This is a genomic window from Streptomyces sp. NPDC040589, from assembly GCF_055594445.1.
Genome location: NZ_JBVIWP010000012.1, coordinates 26863 through 48229 on the forward strand (window position 1 = coordinate 26863; position 21367 = coordinate 48229).

Genomic DNA, 21367 nt, shown 5'->3' on the forward strand with positions numbered 1-21367 from the left:
ACAAGGCGTCTGCGAAGAAGGCGGCATCCGTGAAGAAGGCGCCTGCCGCCAAGAAGGTCACCGTCGCGCCCAAGAAGGCCACAGCCCGGATCAAGGGCACCGCCCCCGCGAAGGCCGTCGTCCACCCGCCGGGTGACGAGTCGCGCACCGCGCTGGTCCGCAGAGCCCGCCGTATCAACCGCGAGCTCGCCGAGGTCTACCCGTACGCCCACCCCGAGCTGGACTTCGACAACTCCTTCCAACTGGTCGTCGCCACGGTCCTGTCCGCCCAGACCACCGACCTGCGCGTCAACCAGACGACACCCGCCCTCTTCGCCAAGTACCCCACCCCCGAGGACCTGGCCGCCGCCAACCCGGAGGAGGTGGAGGAGATCCTCCGCCCGTGCGGCTTCTTCCGGGCCAAGACGAAGTCGGTCATAGGGCTCTCCAAGGCCCTGGTGGAGGACTTCGGCGGCGAGGTCCCGGGCCGGCTGGAGGACCTGGTCAAGCTGCCCGGCGTCGGCCGCAAGACCGCGTTCGTCGTGCTCGGCAACGCCTTCGGACGGCCCGGCATCACCGTGGACACGCACTTCCAGCGTCTGGTGCGCCGCTGGCAGTGGACCGGCGAGACCGACCCGGACAAGATCGAGGCCGCCATCGGCGCGCTCTTCCCGAAGAGCGACTGGACGGACCTCTCGCACCACGTGATCTGGCATGGCCGCCGTATCTGCCACGCCCGCAAGCCCGCCTGCGGTGCCTGCCCGATCGCCCCGCTCTGCCCGGCGTTCGGCGAGGGCGAGACGGACCCGGAGAAGGCGAAGAAGCTGCTCAAGTACGAGAAGGGCGGCTTCCCCGGTCAGCGTCTGCGGCCCCCGCAGGCGTATCTGGACGCGGGCGGCAAGCCGGCGCCGCCGCTGGGGGCCGGATGAGCTGCCCGGTCGGCGGACCGAGCTGCCCCAACGGGGGAGCGCGGCCGTTCGCGGAACGATCTCGGACCCGCCGCGCGTTGGAAGCGGCAGGACGACGGGGGTGGCGATGACGCGCGCGAGCGACACACAGGACGGGCCTTTGACGCCGAGCAAGGAGGGCCTGCCCGCCTGGCTGGACCCGGTGGTGCACGCCGTGGAGACGGTCAGGCCGCAGCAGCTCAGCCGCTTCCTGCCGCCGGAGGACGGCGCCGGGCGCCAGTCCGCCGTGCTGATCCTGTTCGGGGAGGGCGAGCGCGGCCCCGAGCTGCTGCTCATGGAGCGCGCGAGCTCCCTGCGCTCGCATGCCGGCCAGCCCTCGTTCCCCGGCGGCGCCCTCGACCCCGAGGACGGCGACCCGTGGGGCGACGGCCCGCTGCGGGCCGCCCTGCGCGAGGCGGAGGAGGAGACCGGCCTCGACCCCTCGGGCGTCCAGCTCTTCGGCGTCCTGCCCAGGCTGTACATCCCGGTCAGCGGCTTCGTCGTCACCCCGGTGCTGGGCTGGTGGCGCGAACCGAGCCCGGTCGGGGTCGTCGATCCGAACGAGACCGCCAGGGTCTTCACCGTCCCCGTGGTGGATCTCACGGATCCCGCCCACCGCGCCACCACCGTCCACCCCAGCGGCCACCGAGGTCCGGCATTTCTGGTCGAATCAGCCCTTGTCTGGGGTTTCACGGCCGGAATCATCGACCGGCTGCTGCATTTCGCGGGCTGGGAGCGGCCCTGGGACCGCGAGAAGCAGGTCCCGCTCGACTGGCGCGCATGACAGGGTGGCCTCCGTGAACGTGCTGGACATCTTGTTGCTGGTCGCTGCCGTGTGGTTCGCGGTCGTCGGGTACCGCCAGGGATTCGTCGTCGGCATCCTGTCGGTGATCGGCTTTCTCGGCGGCGGTCTCGTCGCGGTCTACGTACTGCCCGTCGTCTGGGACGCGCTCACGGACAACGCGGAGGTGAACACGACCGCCGCCGTCGTCGCGGTCGTCGTCGTCATCGTCTGCGCCTCCGTCGGCCAGGCCCTCACCACCCACCTCGGCAACAAGCTGCGCCGGCACATCACCTGGTCCCCGGCCCGGGCCCTCGACGCCACCGGCGGCGCCCTGGTCAACGTCGTGGCGATGCTCCTGGTCGCCTGGCTGATCGGCTCGGCCCTCGCGGGCACCACACTGCCGACGCTCGGCAAGGAGGTCCGCAACTCCAAGGTGCTGCTGGGCGTCTCGCAGGCGCTGCCGGACCAGGCCGCCACCTGGTTCGCCGACTTCTCCTCCGTTCTCGCGCAGAACGGCTTCCCGCAGGTCTTCAGCCCGTTCTCGAACGAGCCGATCACCGACGTCCAGCCGCCCGACCCGGCGCTGGCGAACAGTCCCGTGGCGAACCGCGCCCAGCGCTCCATCGTCAAGGTCATGGGCACGGCGCCGAGCTGCGGCAAGGTCCTGGAGGGCACCGGCTTCGTCTTCTCCGGCCGCCGTGTGATGACCAACGCGCACGTGGTGGGCGGTGTCGACGAGCCGACCGTGCAGATAGGCGGCGAGGGCAGGAAGTACGACGCCACGGTCGTCCTCTACGACTGGCGGCGCGACATCGCCGTACTCGACGTGCCGGACCTCAAGGCGCCCGCGCTGCGCTTCACCACCAAGGACGCGGCCAGCGGGGACGGCGCGATCGTCGCGGGCTTCCCGGAGAACGGGGCCTACGACGTGCGAGCCGCGCGCCTGCGGGGCCGCATCACGGCCAACGGCCCGGACATCTACCACCGCGACACGGTCCGGCGCGACGTCTACTCCCTCTACGCGACCGTCCGCCAGGGCAACTCCGGCGGCCCGCTGCTCACCCCCGAAGGCAAGGTCTACGGCGTGGTCTTCGCCAAGTCCCTCGACGACGCCGAGACGGGGTACGCGCTGACCGTGGACGAGATCCAGGAGGACATCACCAAGGGACGCAGCGCCAACCAGCAGGTGGACAGCGACAGCTGCGCCCTCTAGGAGCGGCCCTGCGGCGGGGTGGCCGGGGCGTCACTCGCGCGGGTGGCGCCTCAGTCGCGTGTGTGGCGCAGACGTACGGAGACCCAGCGGGCCCGGCGGCGGAGGATGCGCGGGATCCCGACCCGGGGATCCGCGGTCACCATCTGCGGTGCGCCGCTTCGCTGGTGGGGGTTCGCACCGCCCGCCGAGCGGCGATTGCGGCTTGCGTCACTGTAGTCGTGCGTCCAGCCCATACCCCGACCTGTGCCCCCGCCCCATGGTCGATAACCGCTCCCGGGGCGCCCAATTGGCCTATGCGCCAGGCAAGTGGCCGTTCGTGGGACAAGCGTTCACGTGCGGATACCGGGCGGGGTCGGCCGGTCACCGATCGGGTTCGGGATCCTTGAGCCAGTTGATGAGCTCCGAGGAGAACGCGACCGGGTCCTCCTCGTGCGGGAAGTGGCCCAGACCGTCGAACAGGCGCCAGCGGTAGGGGGCTTCGACGTACTCGCCGGATCCGGCCGCGCTGCGCGTGCGCATCACGGGGTCGAGCGAGCCGTGCAGATGGAGGGTGGGCACGCGCACGGGCCGCTTCATGCGGCGGTTGAACTGGATGCCGTCCGGGCGGGCCAGGGAGCGCACCATCCAGCGGTACGGCTCGACCGCGCAGTGCGCGGCGGAGGGAATGCACATGGCGCGCCGGTAGGTCTCAAGGGCCTCGTCCTCCGGCGGGCGCGGCCCGGACCACTCCTGGATCAGCTCGGCCACGAGCGCCCCGTCGTCGGCGGTGAGCTGCCGCTCCGGGATCCAGGGCCGCTGGAACCCCCAGATGTGTGAACCGGCGCGCGTCTGCTTGACGTCTCGCAGCATGGCCGAGCGCCAGCGCCGCGGATGCGGCATGGACTCGACCGCCAGCCGCCGCACCAGCTTGGGGCGCATCGCGGCCGCCGTCCACGCGAGGTATCCGCCCAGGTCGTGGCCGACCAGCGCGGCGTCCGGCTCGCCGAGGGAGCGGATGACGCCGGTGACGTCGAGCGCGAGGTTGGCGGGGTCGTAACCGCGCGGCGTGCGGTCGCTGCCCCCGACGCCCCGCAGGTCCATGGCGACGGCCCGGAAGCCCGCGTCCGCGAGCGCCACGAGCTGGTGCCGCCACGTCCACCAGAACTGCGGGAAGCCGTGCAGCAGCAGCACCAGCGGCCCGTCGCCCAGCTCGGCGATGTGGAAGCGGGCGCCGTTGGCGGCGACGTCCCGGTGGCTCACCTTCCTCCCGCCGGGGAGGTCGAGGAGAACGGCCGAGGCCGGTTGTGCCGAGGGTGTGGCGGGGTCCGTCATGACGACGAGCGTGCCACAGCCTCGATGGCCTCGGGGACCCGGTCCTGCGGGAGCTCCGGACGCGGGTGCGGCTTGGCCTTCTGCAGGACGCCCGCGGTCTCCTTCATCGAGGCGGCGACCTTCTGCGGGCCCTTGCTCTTCTTGGCCTTCTTCGCGAAGACCACGCCGATCAGCGCGAGCACGACGGCGACCAGCACGTTCGCCGCGAAGGACAGCAGGAAGCAGATCGCGAGGTTCCAGTCGCTCCAGGTGCGGATGCCGTACGCCAGGGCGAAGTTGAGCATCGGCAGGGAGAAGAGCAGCACCGCGCCGGCTGCCGAGAAGGCGCCGCCGCTGGTCGCGCCGCGCTTGACGTCCTGCCTGAGCTGGGCCTTCGCCAGCGCGATCTCGTCGTGCACCAGCGCCGACATTTCCGTCGTCGCCGAGGCGAACAGCTGGCCGATGCTGCGTTCGGCGCCGACCGGGCTGCCGTCGGGTGCGCTCATCGCGGTCTCTCCCTCTCCGTCTTTTTGTACCGTCTCGTCAGATCATGCCGGACCGTCGTGGTCCTCGCCTGCCCCGCCCGGTACTTCGGCAAGCTCGTGGCGCGCTGCTGCCTTCTCCTGGGCGATCCTGCGGTGTTCCGCGGCCTTGGCTTCGTAGCGGGCGGCCAGGCGCAGGTGGTACGCCGGGTCGTCCTCCTCGTAGACGTCCGGGATGCCGTCGAGGTCGTCGTCGCGCTCCTCGTCCTCCCACAGGCGGCGGTACTTGGCGTTCCGTATCTTCAGCAGGACGGTCGCCAGCGTGGCGGCGATGAGCGAGCCCAGCAGCACGGCGGCCTTGACCTCGTTCGTCATCGTCTCGTCGCCGGCGAAGGCGAGTTCGCCGATGAGCAGCGAGACCGTGAAGCCGATGCCGGCGAGGCTCGCCACCGCGAACACGTCCCCCCAGGCGAGATCGTCGCTGAGCGAGGCCCTGGTGAAACGGGCCGTCAGCCAGGTCCCGCCGAAGATGCCGAGCGTCTTGCCGACGACCAGCCCGAGGACGACCCCGAGGGTCTCCGGCGAGCCGAACACGTCCGCGAGCGCTCCGCCGGAGACGGAGACACCCGCGCTGAACAGCGCGAAGAGCGGTACGACCAAGCCCGCCGACAGGGGGCGTACGAGGTGCTCGATGTGCTCGCCGGGGGAGTGGGCCTCGCCCTCCTTGCGGTGGCAGCGCAGCATCAGGCCCATGGCAACGCCGGCGACGGTGGCGTGGACGCCGCTGTTGTACATCAGTGCCCAGATCACGAGCGCGAGCGGCACGTACACGTACCAGCCGCGTACGCCCTTGCGCAGCAGCAGCCAGAAGACGGCCAGGCCCACCACGGCGCCGCCGAGCGCGGCGAAGTTCAGGTCGGCGGTGAAGAAGACGGCGATGATCAGGATCGCGAAGAGGTCGTCGACGACGGCGAGCGTGAGCAGGAAGGCCCGCAGCGAGCTCGGCAGGGACGTGCCGATGACCGCGAGCACGGCGAGCGCGAAGGCGATGTCGGTGGCGGTGGGCACGGCCCACCCGGCCAGGGAGCCGCCACCGGTGACGCTGGTGACGGTGTAGACGAGCGCCGGTACGGCCATGCCGCACAGGGCGGCGACGACCGGGAGCGCGGCGGCCTTGGGGTCACGCAGGTCGCCCGCGACGAGCTCGCGCTTGAGTTCGATCCCGGCGACGAAGAAGAAGATCGCCAGCAGCCCGTCGGCGGCCCAGTGCGCGAGAGACAGGTCGAGGCCGAGCGCGGTGGGGCCCAGCTTGAAGTGGGCGACGCTCTCGTAGCTGTCCCGCAGCGCGGGGATGTTCGCCCAGAGCAGCGCGGTGACCGCGGCGGCGAGCAGCAGCACACCGCCGACGGTCTCGGTGCGCAGCGCGTCCGCCACATAAGTCCGCTCGGGCAGCGACAGCCGTCCGAGGACCTTGCGAGGGGTGCTGGAGCGGGGCGCGGTCACAGGGGAGACCTCCGGTTCTGGGCAAGACGCAATTACCTGCCGACCAGACTTCCCGGCACCCCTATGAGTTCGTTTTGTTTAGCTTACCTAAGTGTGCGGCGGGGTGCACGGAGTGACCTTCACCAACGCCGCGAGGGGCACCCGGAGCGCGTGGCTGCCGGGTGCCCCTCGTCCGTTCCGGTATGCCGTGCTCAGTCCTCGCTGGGCGCGGCGGGCAGCTTGGACTGGATGAGGTCCATGACCGTGGAGTCGGTCAGCGTGGTGACGTCACCGAGCTGGCGGTTCTCGGCGATGTCCCGCAGCAGACGGCGCATGATCTTGCCGGAGCGGGTCTTGGGCAGCTCGGCCACCGGCAGGACCCGCTTGGGCTTGGCGATCGGGCCGAGGGTGTTGCCGACGTGGTTGCGCAGCTCGGCGACCAGGTCCTCGGTCTCGGCGGCCGTACCGCGCAGGATCACGAACGCGACGATCGCCTGCCCGGTGGTCTCGTCCGCCGCGCCGACCACGGCCGCCTCGGCGACCGACGGGTGGGACACGAGCGCGGACTCGACCTCGGTGGTGGAGATGTTGTGCCCCGAGACGAGCATGACGTCGTCGACCCGGCCGAGCAGCCAGATGTCGCCGTCGTCGTCCTTCTTGGCACCGTCACCGGCGAAGTACTTGCCCTCGAAGCGCGACCAGTACGTGTCGATGAACCGCTGGTCGTCGCCCCAGATGGTGCGCAGCATCGACGGCCACGGCTCGGTGAGGACCAGGTAGCCGCCACCGCCGTCGGGCACCTCGCGCGCCTCGTCGTCGACGACCGTCGCGGCGATGCCGGGCAGCGGTGTCTGCGCGGAGCCGGGCTTCGTCGCGGTCACGCCCGGCAGCGGGGTGATCATCATCGAGCCGGTCTCGGTCTGCCACCAGGTGTCCACGATCGGGGTGCGGTCGCCGCCGATGTTCTTGCGGTACCAGATCCACGCCTCGGGGTTGATCGGCTCGCCCACCGATCCCAGCACCCGCAGGCTGGACAGGTCGAACTTGGCGGGGATGTCGTCGCCCCACTTCATGAACGTACGGATCGCGGTCGGCGCGGTGTAGAGGATCGTCACGCCGTACTTCTGCACGATCTCCCAGAAGCGGCCCTGGTGCGGGGTGTCGGGCGTGCCCTCGTACATGACCTGCGTGGCGCCGTTGGCGAGCGGGCCGTAGACGATGTACGAGTGACCGGTGACCCAGCCGACGTCGGCGGTGCACCAGTACACGTCGGTCTCCGGCTTGAGGTCGAAGACGGCGTGGTGGGTGTAGGCGGTCTGCGTGAGGTAGCCGCCTGAGGTGTGCAGGATGCCCTTCGGCTTACCCGTGGTGCCCGAGGTGTACAGGATGAACAGCGGGTGCTCGGCGTCGAACGCCTGCGGCGTGTGCTCGGCGCTCTGCCGCTCCACGGCGTCGTGCCACCACACGTCGCGGCCCTCGGTGAAGGCGACCTCCTGGCCCGTGCGGCGCACGACCAGGACGTGCTCGACGATGCCCGCCTTCTCGACCGCCTCGTCGACGGCCGGCTTGAGCGCGGACGGCTTGCCGCGCCGGTAGCCGCCGTCGGAGGTGATGACCACGCGCGCGTCGGCGTCCTGGATGCGGGTGGCGAGCGCGTCCGAGGAGAAGCCGCCGAAGACGACCGAGTGGGCGGCGCCGATCCGGGCGCACGCCAGCATCGCGATCGCGGTCTCGGGGATCATCGGCATGTAGACGGCGACCCGGTCGCCGGCCTGAACTCCCAGCTCCAGCAGGGCGTTGGCGGCCTTGGAGACCTCGTCCTTGAGCTCGGCGTAGGTGATCGCGCGGCTGTCGCCGGGCTCACCCTCGAAGTGGATGGCGACCCGGTCGCCGAGCCCGGCCTCCACATGCCGGTCGACGCAGTTGTAGGCGACATTGAGCTCGCCGTCCTTGAACCACTTGGCGAACGGCGGGTTCGACCAGTCGAGGGTCTCGGTGGGCTCCTTGGCCCAGGTCAGCCGACGGGCCTGCTCGGCCCAGAAGCCGAGCCTGTCAGCCTTGGCCTGTTCATACGCCTCCGCGGTGACGTTGGCGTTGGCGGCCAGGTCGGCGGGGGGTGCGAACCTGCGCTCTTCCTTCAGCAGGTTGGCCAGGCTTTCGTTGCTCACGGCATCTGCCTTTCCCGGGGTGTCCGTTGTGTCCCAGGCCACAGCTCATCAGACCCGGGGGTGCGATGACAAGGGCCGACCGCCGATTGGTTTAGACCTCTTGAGGGGTCGGTTTCGGCGGCCGGGGTCATCCGTACCCACGGACGCCGACCAGGCAGGGTTCATCCTCTGTAACGCCTCTCACAGTCCGACCCAACTACAAGTGCAGGCGCACCGAGAGAGAGGACAGCCGAGTGGACGGCATACGGGGCGGACCCGCGGCGGCGGCCCACGACCCTCAGCTCTTCGAAGAGTTCTACCGGCGCCATGTGGACGCCGTGATGTCTTTCGTGGCCCGGCGTGTCGCCGACGTCCACACAGTGGCGGACCTGACCGCCGAGGTCTTCCTCGCGGCGCTCGACTCCGCCCACACCTACCGCCCCGGCCGGGGCGACGAGCGGGCCTGGCTGTACGGCATCGCACGCAACATCGTCTCCTCCGAGCGCCGCCGGGTCGCTCGTGAGACGGCGCGCGACCGCCGCATCTCGGGGCGGCGGTTGCTGGATCCCGACGACATCGCGCGGCTCGAGGACAAGCTCGACGCCGAGAGTCCGGGGCGCCGGGCGCTGGCCGCGCTGGAGCGGCTGCCGGACGGTGAACGGGCCGTCGTCGAACTCGTCGCCGTGGACCAGCTCACGGTGACCGAGGCCGCCGCCGCGCTCGGCATCCGCCAGGTCACGGCTCGGGTGCGGCTGCACCGGGCCCGCAAGGCCCTGCGGGCGGAGGCGGATCCGGTGCCGGAGGCCCCGCCCGGCGCATCCCTGTCGTACGTCACCGGCGGAGCCGGAGAATCCGGAGGAGAGGCATGACGACGAAGACCACGTTCGAGGACCGGCTGCTGGCCGAGCTGCGGCGCGAGATCGAAGAGCGCGGGGCCACTGGTCCCGCCGAGGCGGTCGCCGCGCGACGCTCCCCGTTCGCGGCGGTGCTCACGGGGCGGCGGCTCGCCTTGGCTGCGGGCGCCTGCGCCGTGACCGGGCTGGTGCTGGTGCTCGTGCCGGGCTCACCGGGCGAATCCCCGGCGTACGCGGTGGAGCGGCACGGCGACGGCAGCGTCACACTCACCCTCACGAAGATCGCGATAGGCCAGGACGCCCAGCGCCGACTGGCCGAACGCCTGCGGGCCGAGGGCATTCACGTGACCATCGACAACCTCTCCTTCGGTCAGCACTGCAAGCAGCCGCGCGGCACGATGCTGGCGGGCGGCAACGTCGTGGCACGGGGCTTCATCGGCGACGAGCCGCCCGAGGAGGGCTCCGTCCCCGTCGGGGGTCCGACCGACCCGGCCTTCCACCGCAATTGGCAGGTCACCCTGCACCCCGGCGATTCCCTGGGCATGGAGAGCACCAGCCGCAAGGACGGCCGACCCGGGCTCAACTCCGAGTCCTTCTACGCGATCAAGGGCAAGATCGCGCCGTGCGAGCCGGAGTCTCAGGGCTGAGGGCGCCGGCAGGCGGCGGGCGGCGTACGGGGGTCGCCGCTCGCCTTCGCCCGGCCTGGCCCGGGCAGGGGCTGTTGGGCGGCGCGGACCGCAGCCTCGGCCGGCTGCCGTGGGGGTGGGGCCCGGGCTTACGCCGGCTGCCGTGGGGGTGGGGCCCGGGCTTACGCCGGCTGCCGTGGGGCGGGGCCCGGGCTCACGCCGGCTGCCATGGGGCGAGGCCCCGACTTACGCCGGCTGCCGTGGGGGCCCCGCGCTCAGGCCGGCAGGCCGGCCTCCCGTACGTGGTCGAACACCCGGTCCCCGTCCACCTCGGTGAGCAGATAGGCCTGGGCTTCGCCGACGTGGAAGTACATGCCGTGGAGCTCCAGCTCGCCCTCCTTCAGGGCGCGGACGACCGAGTCGTGGGCGCGTAGATGCTCCAACTGCTGGACCACGTTGGTCAGGCAGAGCTGCTCGACCGCGCCCTCGGGAGCCCGTCCGGCGAGCCTGCCCCACGGCGGGCTGTCGTCGGTCACGCGCTCCAGGCTGGGCCGGCCGTGCCGCAGCCATCGCTCGAGCGGGGTCCGGGTGCCTCCCGGTTCGGAGCTGAGCAGTGCCTGCATGGCTCCGCACCCGGAGTGCCCGCACACCGTGATGGACCGCACCTTCAGCACGTCCACCGCGTACTCGATCGCCGCGGCCACCGAGTCGTCCCCGCTCTCCTCGCCGGGCAACGGCACGAGGTTGCCCACGTTGCGCACCACGAAGAGGTCGCCGGGACCACTGGAGGTGATCATCGAGGTGACCAGCCGTGAGTCGGCGCAGGTCAGGAAGAGCTGCGAAGGCCGCTGTCCCTCGCGCGCCAGCCGGGCCAGCTCACTGCGCACCAGGGGCGCGGTGTTGCGCTGGAACGCGCTGATGCCACGCGCCAGTTCGTCTCCGCTGGCTCCGCCGGGCCCCCTCGGGTCCGGCTCGGGGCGGTCCGTCCCGTCCGGGGCGTGCTCGGAGCGGGGAGCGGACCGGGGGCGGTCGCACTGGTGGTTGCGCCAGGGTGTCCAGGGCCGGCAACGGCAGCCGGTGAAGGCCTGGGGCTCGGCGACGCGGGTGCCGGGGTGCCGGCCGGCGATCTCCACGGTGCCGCCCTGCGCGGTGTGCGTCTTCTGCCAGTCCTGCAGCGTCTCGTACGCCGCGTGGTCCATGAACGAACCGTCCATCTCGACGACGGCGTCGGCCCCATGGGGCACGAGATGCAGGGTCCGGCTGAGCCGTGGCACCGCGAGGAACGTCAACTGCCCTCTGATGTGTACGTGATGGACTCCTTCCGTCTCGTCGTGCGTGATGCGGGTGCGGGTGAGGCGGTGCAGGGCGACGCCGACGGCCATGGCGATGCCCAGCGCCACGCCCTCCAACACGCCGAGGAACACGACGCCCAGGGTGGTGACGGCGTAGACCCACACTTCCCGGTGGCGCGTCACCGTGCGGATGTGGTGCAGGGACACCATCTGGATGCCGACGGCCATCACCAGGGCGGCGAGCGAGGCGAGCGGGATGAGCTCCAGGAGCGGGACCATCAGCAGTGCGGCGATCACTACGAGAACGCCGTGCAGCATCGTGGAGTTCCGGCTCACCGCACCCGCGTGCACATTCGCCGAACTCCGCACGGCCACACCGGCGATGGGCAGTCCGCCGAGCGAGCCGGAGACGATGTTGGCGGCGCCCTGTCCGAGCAGTTCGCGGTCGAGGCGGGAACGCCCGACCTGGGCGGACAGGCCCGGGCGGCCCGCCACCAGCTTGTCCACGGCGACCGCGCCGAGCAGTGACTGCACGCTGCACACCAGCGTGGTGGTGAGCACCGCGGCGACAAGGCCGAGCACGGGGCCCTCGGGCAGCCCGGCCAGGGCGTGGTTGTTCCAGGACGGCAGGTCGACCTTGGGCAGGCGCAGACCCGCGAGGGCGGCGACGGCGGTGGCTCCTGCCACGGCGACGAGCGCGGCCGGGATCTTGCGCAGCAGGCGTCCGGCCCGGCCGGGCAGTCTCGGCCAGAGCAGCAGCAGCGCGAGGGTCAGCGCGCTCACCGAGAGGGCCGCAGGGTGCATGTGTGCCAACTGGGCGGGCAGCGCGCGGAGGTTGTCGGGGACGGAGCTCTGCGGTGTGCCGCCGAGCACGATGTGCAGCTGCGCGACGGCGATGGTGACGCCGATCCCGGCGAGCATGCCGTGCACGATGGCGGGGCTGACGGCGAGGGCGCCACGGGCCACGCGCAGGCAGCCCAGGCCGAGTTGGGCGAGGCCGGCGAGGACGGTGATGGCGCAGGTCGTCCGCCAGCCGTAGCGCAGGATGAGATCGGCGGTGACGACGGTGAGTCCGGCGGCCGGTCCGCTCACCTGGAGTGGAGAGCCGCCGAGCCGTCCGGCGACGACTCCGCCCACGGCGGCGGCGACGAGGCCGGCCTGCAGGGGGGCGCCGGTGGCGAGGGCGATGCCCAGGGACAGGGGCAGGGCGATCAGGAAGACCGCGATCGAGGCCGACACGTCGGCACCCGCGATCCGGAAGCGGCGGGGGCCGGTCGGCGGCGGGCTGTGGGGCGGGTGGGTGCGCTCGGTCCGGTTCGGGTCGGCGGCGCGTGTGGGGACGCAGGCAGACATTGTTTCCCGTCTCCTCCGGGGCTGCGCGGTCGCGTAACTGGGGCTCCCGCTCGGGGCGGGGTTCGGTCGCGGCCGTAGGTCACGGCGTAAATCGGCGGGATGAAATCAACGCTCGGTAAACGGATCGTAATGCAGAGTAAAGGACGGGCATAGACTTTACGGGCAAATGGGCGAATAAATCACCCCGACGAGTGAAGTGGCCATTTGATCGGCTTGTCGTACTAATTCCTTCTCGGTCCCGTGCGAATTTGGCGGCGCTGTCGGCACCCGAGAGAAGGAAGAAGGTGGGCGACACATGGCCGCCACCCACAGGATCGCCGCGTGCTCCGTGATCGCCGCGGTCTGCGCCGCATCGCTCGCCGGTTGCTCGACCGGCACTTCCCGGCACGAAGCCCCCGACCCGCAGACGGCGAAACCGGCCCAGGCGCCGAAGAGCGCGGTCCGGCTGATCGGAGACGGCTCCACCGCCTACACCGGCGCCCAGCCCCACCTGCCGAGGCCCGAACGGCTGCGGCCCGGTCAGAAGCCCCCGCAGTTCGTCGTCTTCTCCTGGGACGGCGCGGGCGAGGACAGCCAGAAGCTGTTCTCCCACTTCCGCGAGGTCGCCAAGGCCAACAACGCGACGATGACGTACTTCCTGAGCGGCGTGTACATGCTGCCGGACGAGAAACGCGACCTCTACCGGCCGCCGCAGCACTCCCCGGGCCGCTCCGACATCGGCTTCAACGACCGCCGCGGCATCGCCGCCACCGCGAAGCAACTGCGCCTGGCGTGGCTGGAGGGCAACGAGATCGGCACGCACTTCAACGGCCACTTCTGCGGCAGCGGCGGCGGGGTCGGCGAGTGGTCGGTGGAGGACTGGAAGGACGAGATCGCCCAGGCCAAGCACTTCGTGAGGACCTGGAAGACCAACACGGGCCTGCGGAACGCGTCCCCGCTGCCCTTCGACTACGACAAGGAGCTCATCGGCGCCCGCACACCCTGCCTCGAAGGCCAGCGGAACTTCATGAAGGCGGCCCGCGAGCTGGGCTTCCGCTACGACACCAGCGGCGTCAACGACCAGGTCTGGCCCGAGCGGAAGCAGGGCCTGTGGGACGTGTCCATGCAGCTCGTGCCCTTCCCCGGGCACTCCTACGAGCAGCTCACCATGGACTACAACTTCATGGTCAACCAGTCGGGCACCACCACCCAGGGCGACCCCGGCAAGTACGACCTCTGGGGCGACCAGATGCGCGACGGCCTGCTCAAGGGCTTCCACCGGGCGTACGACGGCAACCGCGCGCCCCTGATCATCGGCAACCACTTCGAGTCCTGGAACGGCGGCACCTACATGCGGGCCGTCGAGCAGGTCATCGAGGCGGTGTGCACCAAGCGGGAGGTGCGCTGTGTCTCGTTCCGCCGGCTCGTGGACTGGCTGGACGCCCAGGACCCGGAGACGCTGGAGAAGCTGCGCTCCCTGAAGGTCGGCGAGGCGCCGAAGCAGGGCTGGGCGTCCTTCCTCGAGGATGACCCCGCCCCGGCCCCGAAGGGCGTGCCCGGGGCGCCGGCGGCGAAGCGGTAGCGCAGTGAAGAAGGCCACTCCGCCGTGGGGAGGGCTCCCGGGGTGCGTAGGGTCGTACTCATGAGTACAGCAGGTGCGACCGCCGATCCCCTGGCGACCCTGGGAGCGCTGCCCGGTGTGGCCGAGTCCGTGGAGTCCGTGCGCAAGGCCGTGGACCGGGTCTACGGGCACCGGATCATGCGGCGGCGCAGCAACGCGGTCACTTCCGAGGCGGCCCTGCGCGGCGCCCGTGGCTCGGCGGCGCTGTCAGGCGCGGACTGGGCCTTGGAGGAGGTGCGCCGGCGTACGGACTTCAGCGGTGACGACGAGGCGCACACCGTGGGTGCCGCGCTGCGGCTCACCGCGGAGGCGGGCCAGTTGCTGTCGATCTGGCGGCAGTCACCCCTGAGGGTGCTGGCCCGGCTGCACCTTGTCGCGGCCGCCGACCAGGCCGACCAGGTGGGACGGCCCCGGCAGGAGGGCGAGCCGGTCGACGAGCCGCTCGTCGCGCTGCCGCTGCCGAGCGCGGCCGAGGCGCACGGCCGGCTGGAGGGGCTGGCCGGGCTGATCATCGCGGGCGGCACCGCACCGGCGCTGGTGACGGCCGCCGTCGTGCACGGCGAACTCCTCGCACTGCGCCCGTTCACGTCCCACAACGGCCTGGTCGCGCGCACGGCCGAGCGCATCGTCCTGGTCGGCAGCGGTCTGGACCCGAAGTCGGTCTGCCCGGCCGAGGTCGGCCACGCCGAGCTGGGCCGCGGTGCCTACCGGGAAGCCCTCGACGGGTACGTCTCCGGTACGCCGGAGGGTGTGGCCGCCTGGATCGCCCACTGCGGCAGGGCGGTCGAACTGGGGGCCCGCGAGTCGACGGCGGTGTGCGAGGCGCTGCAGCGCGGAGCGGCGTGACACTCATCCGCAGGGGCCGGAAAGTGATGCGGCGGTACGAGAAACTCGTACCGCCGCTGGCATGAGCATCGAGTTACCAAGCGTCCTCGATATATGCCCATCAGGTCGGGAACTTTGCCCGTCCCTGGTGCGGCTGGCCCGTATTCGACGGGTCGACGTCGCGTGGGTGCCCGGTGTTCATGCTCGGTCCGTGGGGCCAAATGCGTATTTAAGGTGATCCTCTCGGATGTCCTTGGTCTCGCGGGCCGTTGAGTCCTTTGTACTCCTGCCCCGCAGTAAGCGGAAGTCCAGGCTGCACTTCTTTACTTTTGGGTTCAAATAGGACTTCGGGTCGTCCCGGGTCAGGCGACCGACGCCCGGCGCCGGTTCGCGTACCAGACCAGTCCCGCGGTGGCCGCCGCGGCGCCTATCGCGGCGACCGCGACGAGCGCCGGACGCGGCGGTACGGAGAACGCGGGAATGCGCTGCTTGAGTCGGACCGGGCGGTGGAAGTCCAGAATCGGCCAGCCGCGCGCGAGGGCCTCGCGGCGCAGCGCGCGGTCGGGGTTCACGGCATGGGGGTTGCCGACGGACTCCAGCATCGGGACGTCGGTCGCCGAGTCGCTGTAGGCGAAGCAGCGGCTGAGGTCGTACCCCTCGGACGCGGCCAGCTCCCTGACGGCCTCGGCCTTGGTCGGGCCGTACGCGTAGTACTCCACCTCGCCCGTGAAGCAGCCGTCGTCGCCCACGACCATGCGGGTCGCCACCACGCGGTCCGCGCCGAGCAGTTCACCGATCGGCTCGACCACCTCCGCACCCGATGTGGACACGATCACGACGTCGCGGCCGGCGGTGTGGTGTTCCTCGATGAGGGAGGCGGCCTCGTCGTAGATGATCGGGTCGATCAGATCGTGCAGCGTCTCGGCGACGATCTCCTTCACCTGCCGCACGTTCCAACCGCGGCACAGCGCGGACAAGTAGGCGCGCATACGCTCCATCTGGTCGTGGTCGGCGCCGCCGGCCAGGAAGACGAACTGGGCATATGCGGTACGCAAGACAGCCCTGCGGTTGATCAGGCCGCCTTGGTAGAACGACTTGCTGAACGTGAGCGTGCTCGACTTCGCAATGACCGTCTTGTCCAGGTCAAAGAAGGCCGCTGTGCGGGGCGACGAGTGGTTTTCCACGCCCCTGAGCATAGGGGCAGCCCATTCGGCGTAAGGTGGGGCGTGTGGGTTTGCCTGAGAGGCCTCTCGGGTACACCATGGAAGTCACGGATCGTTCGCGACCGTGCTAACCCGGCCCGACTCCTCCCCCCCCGAGTCGGCCGTGGGGACGACCCCCGCTCTCCCCCCCGGCGGGGGTCGTCGCATGTCCGGGTGGGTTTTCTCCCTCTTCGCGCGGCCGGATCGCCGCTCTGATGTGGCGTCGGCGCAGCGTTGTCATGCCCATGGCTCCTCACGTTGTGTAGCCGTCGGGCTGCTCTGTGGAAGTCGCACAGAAGACCTGCGGCGGTCACCGGTATGGGTGACGGCGATATTCACAACTGTCGAGACGTCCACAGTTATCCACCAAGATCCACACGATTTCCGGGATCGCTGCACCGTGATTCCCAACGCACCCCGCTCGCGGCGAGTTCATGGCCGGTTCCGATGGGCGGGGGGCGTTTGGCCGGTTTCTGCCGGCCGTTCAAAGGGAGGCCGCCTTGCCGGTTCTTCCCACGTTCGGGAATCGCGGGGCCGCAGGGCCACGCGAGGCAAGCAGTGAAGGGGGATGACCGTGGCCGGAGCCGTCACACACGATCCGCCACCGGCCGCCGGAGGGCGGCAGGGCGGACCACTGATCGTCACCGAGGACACCGACCTCCTCGACGACCTGCTGCGCCTGTGCGCGGCGGCGGGCGCCACGCCCGAGGTGCACCACGGGGTGCCGGAGCGCAGAGGCGGCTGGGAGGCCGCGCCGCTCGTCCTCGTGGGGGACGACGCCGCGCGGCGCGTACGCGGGGCCGTGCACAGAAGGGGCGTCGTCCTCGTAGGCCGGGACCAGGACGACTCGGGGGTGTGGCGGCGGGCGGTCGAGATCGGCGCCGAGCACGTCCTGATGCTGCCCGACGGCGAGCAGTGGCTCGTCGACCGCATCGCCGACGTGGCCGAGGGCGTCGGCCGGCCCGCCCTCACCGTGGGCGTCATCGGCGGCCGGGGCGGGGCCGGAGCGTCCACGCTCGCGTGCGCGCTGGCCGTCACCTCCGCGCGGGAGGGGCTGCGCACGCTCCTCGTGGACGCCGATCCGCTGGGTGGCGGACTCGACGTACTCCTCGGCGGTGAGACGGCCGAAGGGCTGCGCTGGCCCGCGTTCGCCTCCTCCCGCGGGCGGGTCGGCGGGGGTGCCCTGGAGGAGTCGCTGCCCGAGCTGCACTCGCTGCGGGTGCTCAGCTGGGACCGCGGCGACCGGATCGCCGTCCCGCCCCAGGCGGTGCGCGCGGTGCTCGCGGCGGCCCGTCGCCGGGGCGGCACGGTCGTGGTCGACCTGCCACGCCGCATCGACGACGGAGTCGCCGAGGTGCTCACCCAACTGGACCTCGGTGTGCTGGTGGTACCCGCCGAACTGCGGGCCGTCGCGGCCGCCGGGCGCGTGGCGTCCGCCGTCGGCATGGTCCTGCGCGATCTGCGGGTGGCGGTCCGCGGGCCGTACCCGCCGGGGCTCGACGACCGGGAGGTGGCCCGGCTGCTCGGACTGCCCCTGGCCGGCGAGGTGCCGGTCGAGCCCGGTCTGCTGCGCCCGGACCAGGGCACGGCACCACCGGGTGGCGTCCCGCGCGGACCGCTCGCCCGGTTCTGCAAGGGGTTCTGGGAGCGGGCGCTCGTCGAGGCGGGTGCCCCATGAGCGCGGTGACCGAAGCGGTGTCCGGACCCGAGGGCGCCGGGCTGCTCGACGGGGTGCGGCGCTGGCTGGCCGAGAGCGGGGCCGAGCCGACCCCCGCGCGCGTGGCCCAGGCCCTGCGGGAGCAGGGGCGGGTGCTCGGAGACGCCGAAGTCCTGGGGGCCGCCGCACGGTTGCGGTCCGAACTGGTCGGCAGCGGGCCGTTGGAGCCGCTGCTCGCCGACCCCTCGGTGACGGACGTGCTGGTGTCGGCCCCGGACCGGGTCTGGGTGGACCGGGGCGGCGGACTGGAGCTGACGCCGGTGCGTTTCGCGGACGCGGCGGCCGTACGACGACTCGCCCAGCGCCTCGCCGCCGTGGCCGGGCGCCGCTTGGACGACGCCCGACCCTGGGCCGACGCCCGGCTGCCCGACGGGACCCGGCTGCACGCGGTGCTGCCACCGGTGGCCGTGGGCTGCGCCTGCCTGTCGCTGCGGGTCGTACGGCCGCGTGCCTTCACCCTCGGCGAGCTGGTCGCGGCGGGCACAGTGCCGCCGGGCGGGGACCGCGTGCTGCGCGCGCTGCTCGACGCACGGCTGTCCTTCCTGGTCAGCGGGGGCACGGGCTCGGGCAAGACGACGCTGTTGAGTGCCCTTCTGGGGCTGGTGGGACCGGACGAGCGGATCGTCCTCGCCGAGGACTCGGCGGAACTGCGGCCGGATCATCCGCATGTGGTGCGGCTGGAGACCAGACCCGCCAACCAGGAGGGCGCGGGCCTGGTCACCCTCGAGGACCTGGTGCGCCAGGCCCTGCGGATGCGGCCCGACCGGCTGGTCGTGGGCGAGGTGCGCGGGCCCGAAGTGGTGCATCTGCTGGCCGCGTTGAACACGGGCCATGAGGGCGGCTGCGGGACCGTCCACGCCAATGCCGCCGCCGATGTACCGGCCCGGCTGGAGGCGCTCGGCACGGCCGCCGGGCTCGACCGGGCCGCGCTGCACAGCCAGGTGGCGGCCGCCCTCTCCGTGGTGCTGCACCTCGTACGCGATCGGGCGGGGCGGCGGCGCATCGCCGAGGTGCACGTGCTGGAGCGGGATCCGTCGGGGCTGGTGCGGACGGTGCCGGCATTGCGGTGGGGAGCGGAGGCCTTCGTGCGCGAACGGGGGTGGGAGCGGCTGCGGGGGTTGATGCGGAGCGAGGACAGCGGGGGCAGTGAGGACGGCGAGGGCAGCGGCGGCGGGCCGGGTGAGGGCGGCCCTGTGCCGGTGACAGCGGGCGGGCGAGTGATGACGGGGGCTGTGAGGGCCGAGCGATGGCCGGGACTGGGAGGGCCGAGTAATGGCAGGGGCGGCTGAGATGTCGATGGGGGCGGCCGTGGCGTGTATGGGGGCGGCGGTCTGGCTGTTGGGCGAGCGGGAGTCGGTGGCGCGTCGGGCGCGCCTGCTGCTCGCGGGCGGCGGAGCCGTCGGGAGTGGGCCGCCCGGGTGGCGGCGGATGACCGGTGGGCTGCGGCGGGTCCGCGGGCGGTTGCGGGCCGAGTGGTGGTCACCGGTGGCCGGGCTGGTGCTGGCGGTGCTCGGGGCGTCGGTGCTGCCGGTCGTCCTGGGAGCGGCCGGGGTGCCGTTGCTGCGGCGGGTGCGGCTGGCCGGCCGGGCGGGGCGGGACCGGGAGCGTCGGGCGGGTGCGGTGATCGCGTTGTGCGGGGCGCTCGCCGGGGAGGTGCGGGCCGGACGCCAGCCGGGCGAGGCGCTGTTGCGGGCCGCGCGGGACTGCGGGGGACTTGTGGACGCGCAGGCGACGGTTCTGGCGGCGGCGCGCTTCGGCGGCGACGTGCCGGGCGCGCTCGAGGCGGCGGCCCGGCAGCCGGGGGGCGAGGGGCTGCGGGGGCTCGCGGCGTGCTGGCGGGTGGCCGTGGACCAGGGCGCGGGGCTCGCGGCCGGACTCGACCGGCTCGCCGCCGCCCTGCGGGCCGAGCGGGACCAACGCTCCGATGTGCGCGCCCAGTTGGCGGGCGCCCGGGCCACGGCGGTGATGCTCGCCGGCTTGCCGGCCCTGGGGCTTCTCATCGGCACCGCCCTCGGCGCCGAGCCCCTCCATGTCCTGCTCCACACCGCGGCGGGCCTGGGCTGTCTGGTGGTCGGCGGTGTGCTGGAGGGCCTGGGGCTGTGGTGGGTGCTGCGGATCGTGCGGGGCGCTGAGGAGGCGGCATGAGCGGTGAAGTTGTCCACAGGCTGGGGGTGGCGGTGGGGATCGTGCTGGCCCTCGGGTGGTCGGCGCGGTGGCTGACGGAGGCGCGACGCCGCCGGAGGATGCGGCGTCGGCTGGCCGAGCTGTCGTCCAGGGAGGAGACCGCTCCCCTCCCGCGCCTCGCCTTACGCCGGGCCGTTCGGACCTGGCTGCCTCCCGTGGGTGTGGCGTGTGCCGGATGGGCGCTGGTCGGCGGCCTCGTCGGCGCCGCCGTGGGACTGGCCGGTGCGGTCGGGATATGGCGGTGGCGGCTCCGGCAGGAGGAGGTGGGCAGGGATCCGCGGGCACCCGACCTCGCCGAGGCGGCGCGGCAACTGCCCCTCGCGGCCGACCTGCTGGCGGCCTGCATCGCGGCGGGTGCCGGGCCGGTGATCGCTGCGCAGGCGGTGGGCGAGGCCCTGGGCGGCCCTGTGGGCGACGCCCTGGCGCGTGGCGCGGCGGAGGTCCGGCTGGGCGGCGAACCGGGCGCGGCCTGGCGGAGGCTGGCCGCCGTCCCGGGCGCCGGAGGCCTGGCCCGGCTGCTCGAAGGGGCCGGAGTGTCCGGACTGCCCGCCGCCGCACCAGTCCAACGGCTCGCCGCCGAGGCCCGAGCCGACTGGGGCCGCGCCGCGACGGCCAGGGCCCGCCGTGCGGGCGTCATGGTCAGCGCGCCGGTCGGGCTGTGCTTCCTGCCCGCGTTCATCGCGGTCGGTGTGCTGCCCGTGGTGATCGGGCTCGCGGGCGGGGTGCTCGGAGGGGGTGGTGGATGACGCGGATACGGGCCCGGGACAAGGCGGCGACACCGACAGAAGTCAGCAAGACCCGAGGGAAGTTCGGACTTTTTCACGGAGGTTGAGATGTATCAGGCGGTATGGGCGCGGCTGCGCGTCCTGGTGTGCGGAATGCGTGCGGCGCGGAGGGACGCGGGGATGGTCACGTCCGAGTACGCGATGGGAATCGTCGCGGCGGTGGCGTTCGCGGTCGTGCTCTACAAGGTCGTCACCAGCGGCGCTGTCAGCGCGGAGCTGCAGAGCATGGTGACGGAAGCCCTCAATGCGCGGATGTGAGCAGGGCTCGGACCGGGGGTTCGTCACGGTGGAGTCGGCAGTGGTGCTGCCCGTCCTGGTGATGTTCGCGATGGCGCTGGTGGGCGGTCTGCTGGCCGTGGCCGCACAGATCCAGTGCGTGGACGCGGCACGGACGGGCGCTCGCGCTGCGGCCCGCCAGGACCCGCCCGACGCGGTCGTGCGGCTGACCCGCGAGGCGGCGCCGCCCGGAGCGAAGGTGACCGTCAGCCGGGAAGCGGAACACGTCCGGGTGATCGTCGTGGCCGAACCGCCGGTGCTGAGCGGGCTGTCTCTGGCCGTGCGTGAGGAGGCCGTGGCGTCGGTGGAGGAGGCGGTGGGCACATGAG

At 72.2% G+C, this 21367-nt stretch carries 20 protein-coding genes; 13 read left to right on the forward strand and 7 right to left on the reverse strand.

Annotated features, from left to right (window positions below; all coding sequences use genetic code 11):
• The first annotated feature begins 29 nt into the window (after positions 1 to 29).
• The 3 genes from nth (at position 30) to ACZ58V_RS36410 (ending at position 2923) form a co-directional block, all read left to right on the forward strand.
• On the forward strand, positions 30 to 908 hold the full coding sequence (gene nth / locus ACZ58V_RS36400; RefSeq protein WP_471295449.1) for an endonuclease III: 879 nt from the start codon (positions 30 to 32) through the stop codon (positions 906 to 908).
• Positions 909 to 1014: 106 nt separating this feature from the next.
• Positions 1015 to 1710, forward strand: coding sequence for an NUDIX hydrolase (locus ACZ58V_RS36405; protein ID WP_471295452.1), 696 nt, complete (start codon positions 1015 to 1017; stop codon positions 1708 to 1710).
• Positions 1711 to 1723: 13 nt separating this feature from the next.
• A complete protein-coding gene (locus tag ACZ58V_RS36410) occupies positions 1724 to 2923 on the forward strand; it encodes a MarP family serine protease (protein WP_471295454.1) in 1200 nt (399 codons plus the stop codon).
• Positions 2924 to 2973: 50 nt separating this feature from the next.
• Here the strand turns inward: ACZ58V_RS36410 and ACZ58V_RS36415 are convergent, their stop codons facing one another.
• From ACZ58V_RS36415 to acs, 5 genes are all read right to left on the reverse strand, one after another.
• Positions 2974 to 3156 (reverse strand): hypothetical protein, encoded by a 183-nt coding sequence (locus tag ACZ58V_RS36415; RefSeq protein ID WP_078506886.1) that lies wholly within the window; start codon positions 3154 to 3156, stop codon positions 2974 to 2976.
• 127 nt (positions 3157 to 3283) lie between these two features.
• Complete coding sequence (locus ACZ58V_RS36420) at positions 3284 to 4234, reverse strand: alpha/beta fold hydrolase (RefSeq protein ID WP_468192691.1); 951 nt, start codon at positions 4232 to 4234, stop codon at positions 3284 to 3286.
• Positions 4231 to 4719, reverse strand: coding sequence for a phage holin family protein (locus ACZ58V_RS36425; protein WP_468192689.1), 489 nt, complete (start codon positions 4717 to 4719; stop codon positions 4231 to 4233). The genes ACZ58V_RS36420 and ACZ58V_RS36425 overlap by 4 nt, the downstream gene beginning before the upstream one ends.
• A 42-nt stretch (positions 4720 to 4761) precedes the next feature.
• Positions 4762 to 6198 (reverse strand): Na+/H+ antiporter NhaA, encoded by a 1437-nt coding sequence (gene nhaA, locus ACZ58V_RS36430; RefSeq protein ID WP_471295459.1) that lies wholly within the window; start codon positions 6196 to 6198, stop codon positions 4762 to 4764.
• 191 nt (positions 6199 to 6389) lie between these two features.
• The gene (gene acs, locus ACZ58V_RS36435; RefSeq protein ID WP_468192686.1) at positions 6390 to 8345 is read right to left on the reverse strand and encodes an acetate--CoA ligase; all 1956 of its coding nucleotides are present in this window, start codon (positions 8343 to 8345) and stop codon (positions 6390 to 6392) included.
• 233 nt (positions 8346 to 8578) lie between these two features.
• Between acs and ACZ58V_RS36440 the strand changes: the two genes are divergently transcribed.
• Both ACZ58V_RS36440 and ACZ58V_RS36445 read left to right on the forward strand, forming a co-directional pair.
• Positions 8579 to 9193: an RNA polymerase sigma factor gene (locus ACZ58V_RS36440; RefSeq protein ID WP_468192684.1), complete on the forward strand. Its 615-nt coding sequence runs from the start codon at positions 8579 to 8581 to the stop codon at positions 9191 to 9193.
• On the forward strand, positions 9190 to 9825 hold the full coding sequence (locus ACZ58V_RS36445; protein WP_471295461.1) for a hypothetical protein: 636 nt from the start codon (positions 9190 to 9192) through the stop codon (positions 9823 to 9825). Before ACZ58V_RS36440 ends, ACZ58V_RS36445 begins: the two co-directional genes overlap by 4 nt.
• A gap of 254 nt (positions 9826 to 10079) precedes the next feature.
• Here the strand turns inward: ACZ58V_RS36445 and ACZ58V_RS36450 are convergent, their stop codons facing one another.
• Positions 10080 to 12449: a bifunctional SulP family inorganic anion transporter/carbonic anhydrase gene (locus tag ACZ58V_RS36450; RefSeq protein WP_468192681.1), complete on the reverse strand. Its 2370-nt coding sequence runs from the start codon at positions 12447 to 12449 to the stop codon at positions 10080 to 10082.
• Between the two features lie 295 nt (positions 12450 to 12744).
• On the opposite strand from ACZ58V_RS36450, the gene ACZ58V_RS36455 reads away from it, so the two are divergent.
• Together ACZ58V_RS36455 and ACZ58V_RS36460 are read left to right on the forward strand one after the other, a co-directional pair.
• Positions 12745 to 14010, forward strand: coding sequence for a polysaccharide deacetylase family protein (locus ACZ58V_RS36455; protein WP_471295464.1), 1266 nt, complete (start codon positions 12745 to 12747; stop codon positions 14008 to 14010).
• A 60-nt stretch (positions 14011 to 14070) separates the two neighbouring features.
• Positions 14071 to 14895, forward strand: a complete 825-nt coding sequence (locus ACZ58V_RS36460; RefSeq protein ID WP_468192679.1) for a Fic family protein — start codon at positions 14071 to 14073, stop codon at positions 14893 to 14895.
• Between the two features lie 341 nt (positions 14896 to 15236).
• Here the strand turns inward: ACZ58V_RS36460 and ACZ58V_RS36465 are convergent, their stop codons facing one another.
• A complete protein-coding gene (locus ACZ58V_RS36465; RefSeq protein WP_468192677.1) occupies positions 15237 to 16070 on the reverse strand; it encodes an HAD family hydrolase in 834 nt (277 codons plus the stop codon).
• A 580-nt stretch (positions 16071 to 16650) separates the two neighbouring features.
• On the opposite strand from ACZ58V_RS36465, the gene ssd reads away from it, so the two are divergent.
• From ssd to ACZ58V_RS36495, 6 genes are all read left to right on the forward strand, one after another.
• Positions 16651 to 17754 carry a septum site-determining protein Ssd gene (gene ssd / locus ACZ58V_RS36470; protein WP_471295468.1) on the forward strand — a complete coding sequence of 368 codons (1104 nt, stop codon included), beginning with the start codon at positions 16651 to 16653 and terminating at the stop codon, positions 17752 to 17754.
• A complete protein-coding gene (locus ACZ58V_RS36475) occupies positions 17751 to 19082 on the forward strand; it encodes a TadA family conjugal transfer-associated ATPase (RefSeq protein WP_468192674.1) in 1332 nt (443 codons plus the stop codon). Before ssd ends, ACZ58V_RS36475 begins: the two co-directional genes overlap by 4 nt.
• Positions 19066 to 19938, forward strand: a complete 873-nt coding sequence (locus ACZ58V_RS36480; protein ID WP_471295470.1) for a type II secretion system F family protein — start codon at positions 19066 to 19068, stop codon at positions 19936 to 19938. The genes ACZ58V_RS36475 and ACZ58V_RS36480 overlap by 17 nt, the downstream gene beginning before the upstream one ends.
• Entirely contained in the window at positions 19935 to 20723 is a 789-nt protein-coding gene (locus ACZ58V_RS36485) for a type II secretion system F family protein (RefSeq protein WP_471295473.1), read from the forward strand. Before ACZ58V_RS36480 ends, ACZ58V_RS36485 begins: the two co-directional genes overlap by 4 nt.
• A gap of 87 nt (positions 20724 to 20810) precedes the next feature.
• Positions 20811 to 21020 carry a DUF4244 domain-containing protein gene (locus ACZ58V_RS36490; RefSeq protein WP_471295474.1) on the forward strand — a complete coding sequence of 70 codons (210 nt, stop codon included), beginning with the start codon at positions 20811 to 20813 and terminating at the stop codon, positions 21018 to 21020.
• A complete protein-coding gene (locus tag ACZ58V_RS36495) occupies positions 21007 to 21366 on the forward strand; it encodes a TadE family type IV pilus minor pilin (protein WP_471295477.1) in 360 nt (119 codons plus the stop codon). The genes ACZ58V_RS36490 and ACZ58V_RS36495 overlap by 14 nt, the downstream gene beginning before the upstream one ends.
• Position 21367: the final 1 nt, after the last annotated feature.

Excerpts from the sequence above, each read along its gene's own strand:
- ACZ58V_RS36495 (WP_471295477.1), top strand. The coding sequence starts at position 21,007 with ATGCGCGGATGTGAGCAGGGCTCGGACCGGGGGTTCGTCACGGTGGAG.
- ACZ58V_RS36465 (WP_468192677.1), bottom strand. The coding sequence starts at position 16,070 with ATGCTCAGGGGCGTGGAAAACCACTCGTCGCCCCGCACAGCGGCCTTC.
- ACZ58V_RS36425 (WP_468192689.1), bottom strand. The coding sequence starts at position 4,719 with ATGAGCGCACCCGACGGCAGCCCGGTCGGCGCCGAACGCAGCATCGGC.
- ACZ58V_RS36405 (WP_471295452.1), top strand. The coding sequence starts at position 1,015 with ATGACGCGCGCGAGCGACACACAGGACGGGCCTTTGACGCCGAGCAAG.
- ACZ58V_RS36445 (WP_471295461.1), top strand. The coding sequence starts at position 9,190 with ATGACGACGAAGACCACGTTCGAGGACCGGCTGCTGGCCGAGCTGCGG.
- ACZ58V_RS36420 (WP_468192691.1), bottom strand. The coding sequence starts at position 4,234 with ATGACGGACCCCGCCACACCCTCGGCACAACCGGCCTCGGCCGTTCTC.
- ACZ58V_RS36485 (WP_471295473.1), top strand. The coding sequence starts at position 19,935 with ATGAGCGGTGAAGTTGTCCACAGGCTGGGGGTGGCGGTGGGGATCGTG.
- ACZ58V_RS36475 (WP_468192674.1), top strand. The coding sequence starts at position 17,751 with ATGAGCGCGGTGACCGAAGCGGTGTCCGGACCCGAGGGCGCCGGGCTG.
- ACZ58V_RS36450 (WP_468192681.1), bottom strand. The coding sequence starts at position 12,449 with ATGTCTGCCTGCGTCCCCACACGCGCCGCCGACCCGAACCGGACCGAG.
- ACZ58V_RS36455 (WP_471295464.1), top strand. The coding sequence starts at position 12,745 with ATGGCCGCCACCCACAGGATCGCCGCGTGCTCCGTGATCGCCGCGGTC.
- ACZ58V_RS36480 (WP_471295470.1), top strand. The coding sequence starts at position 19,066 with ATGGCAGGGGCGGCTGAGATGTCGATGGGGGCGGCCGTGGCGTGTATG.
- ACZ58V_RS36415 (WP_078506886.1), bottom strand. The coding sequence starts at position 3,156 with ATGGGCTGGACGCACGACTACAGTGACGCAAGCCGCAATCGCCGCTCG.
- ACZ58V_RS36490 (WP_471295474.1), top strand. The coding sequence starts at position 20,811 with ATGTATCAGGCGGTATGGGCGCGGCTGCGCGTCCTGGTGTGCGGAATG.
- ACZ58V_RS36460 (WP_468192679.1), top strand. The coding sequence starts at position 14,071 with ATGAGTACAGCAGGTGCGACCGCCGATCCCCTGGCGACCCTGGGAGCG.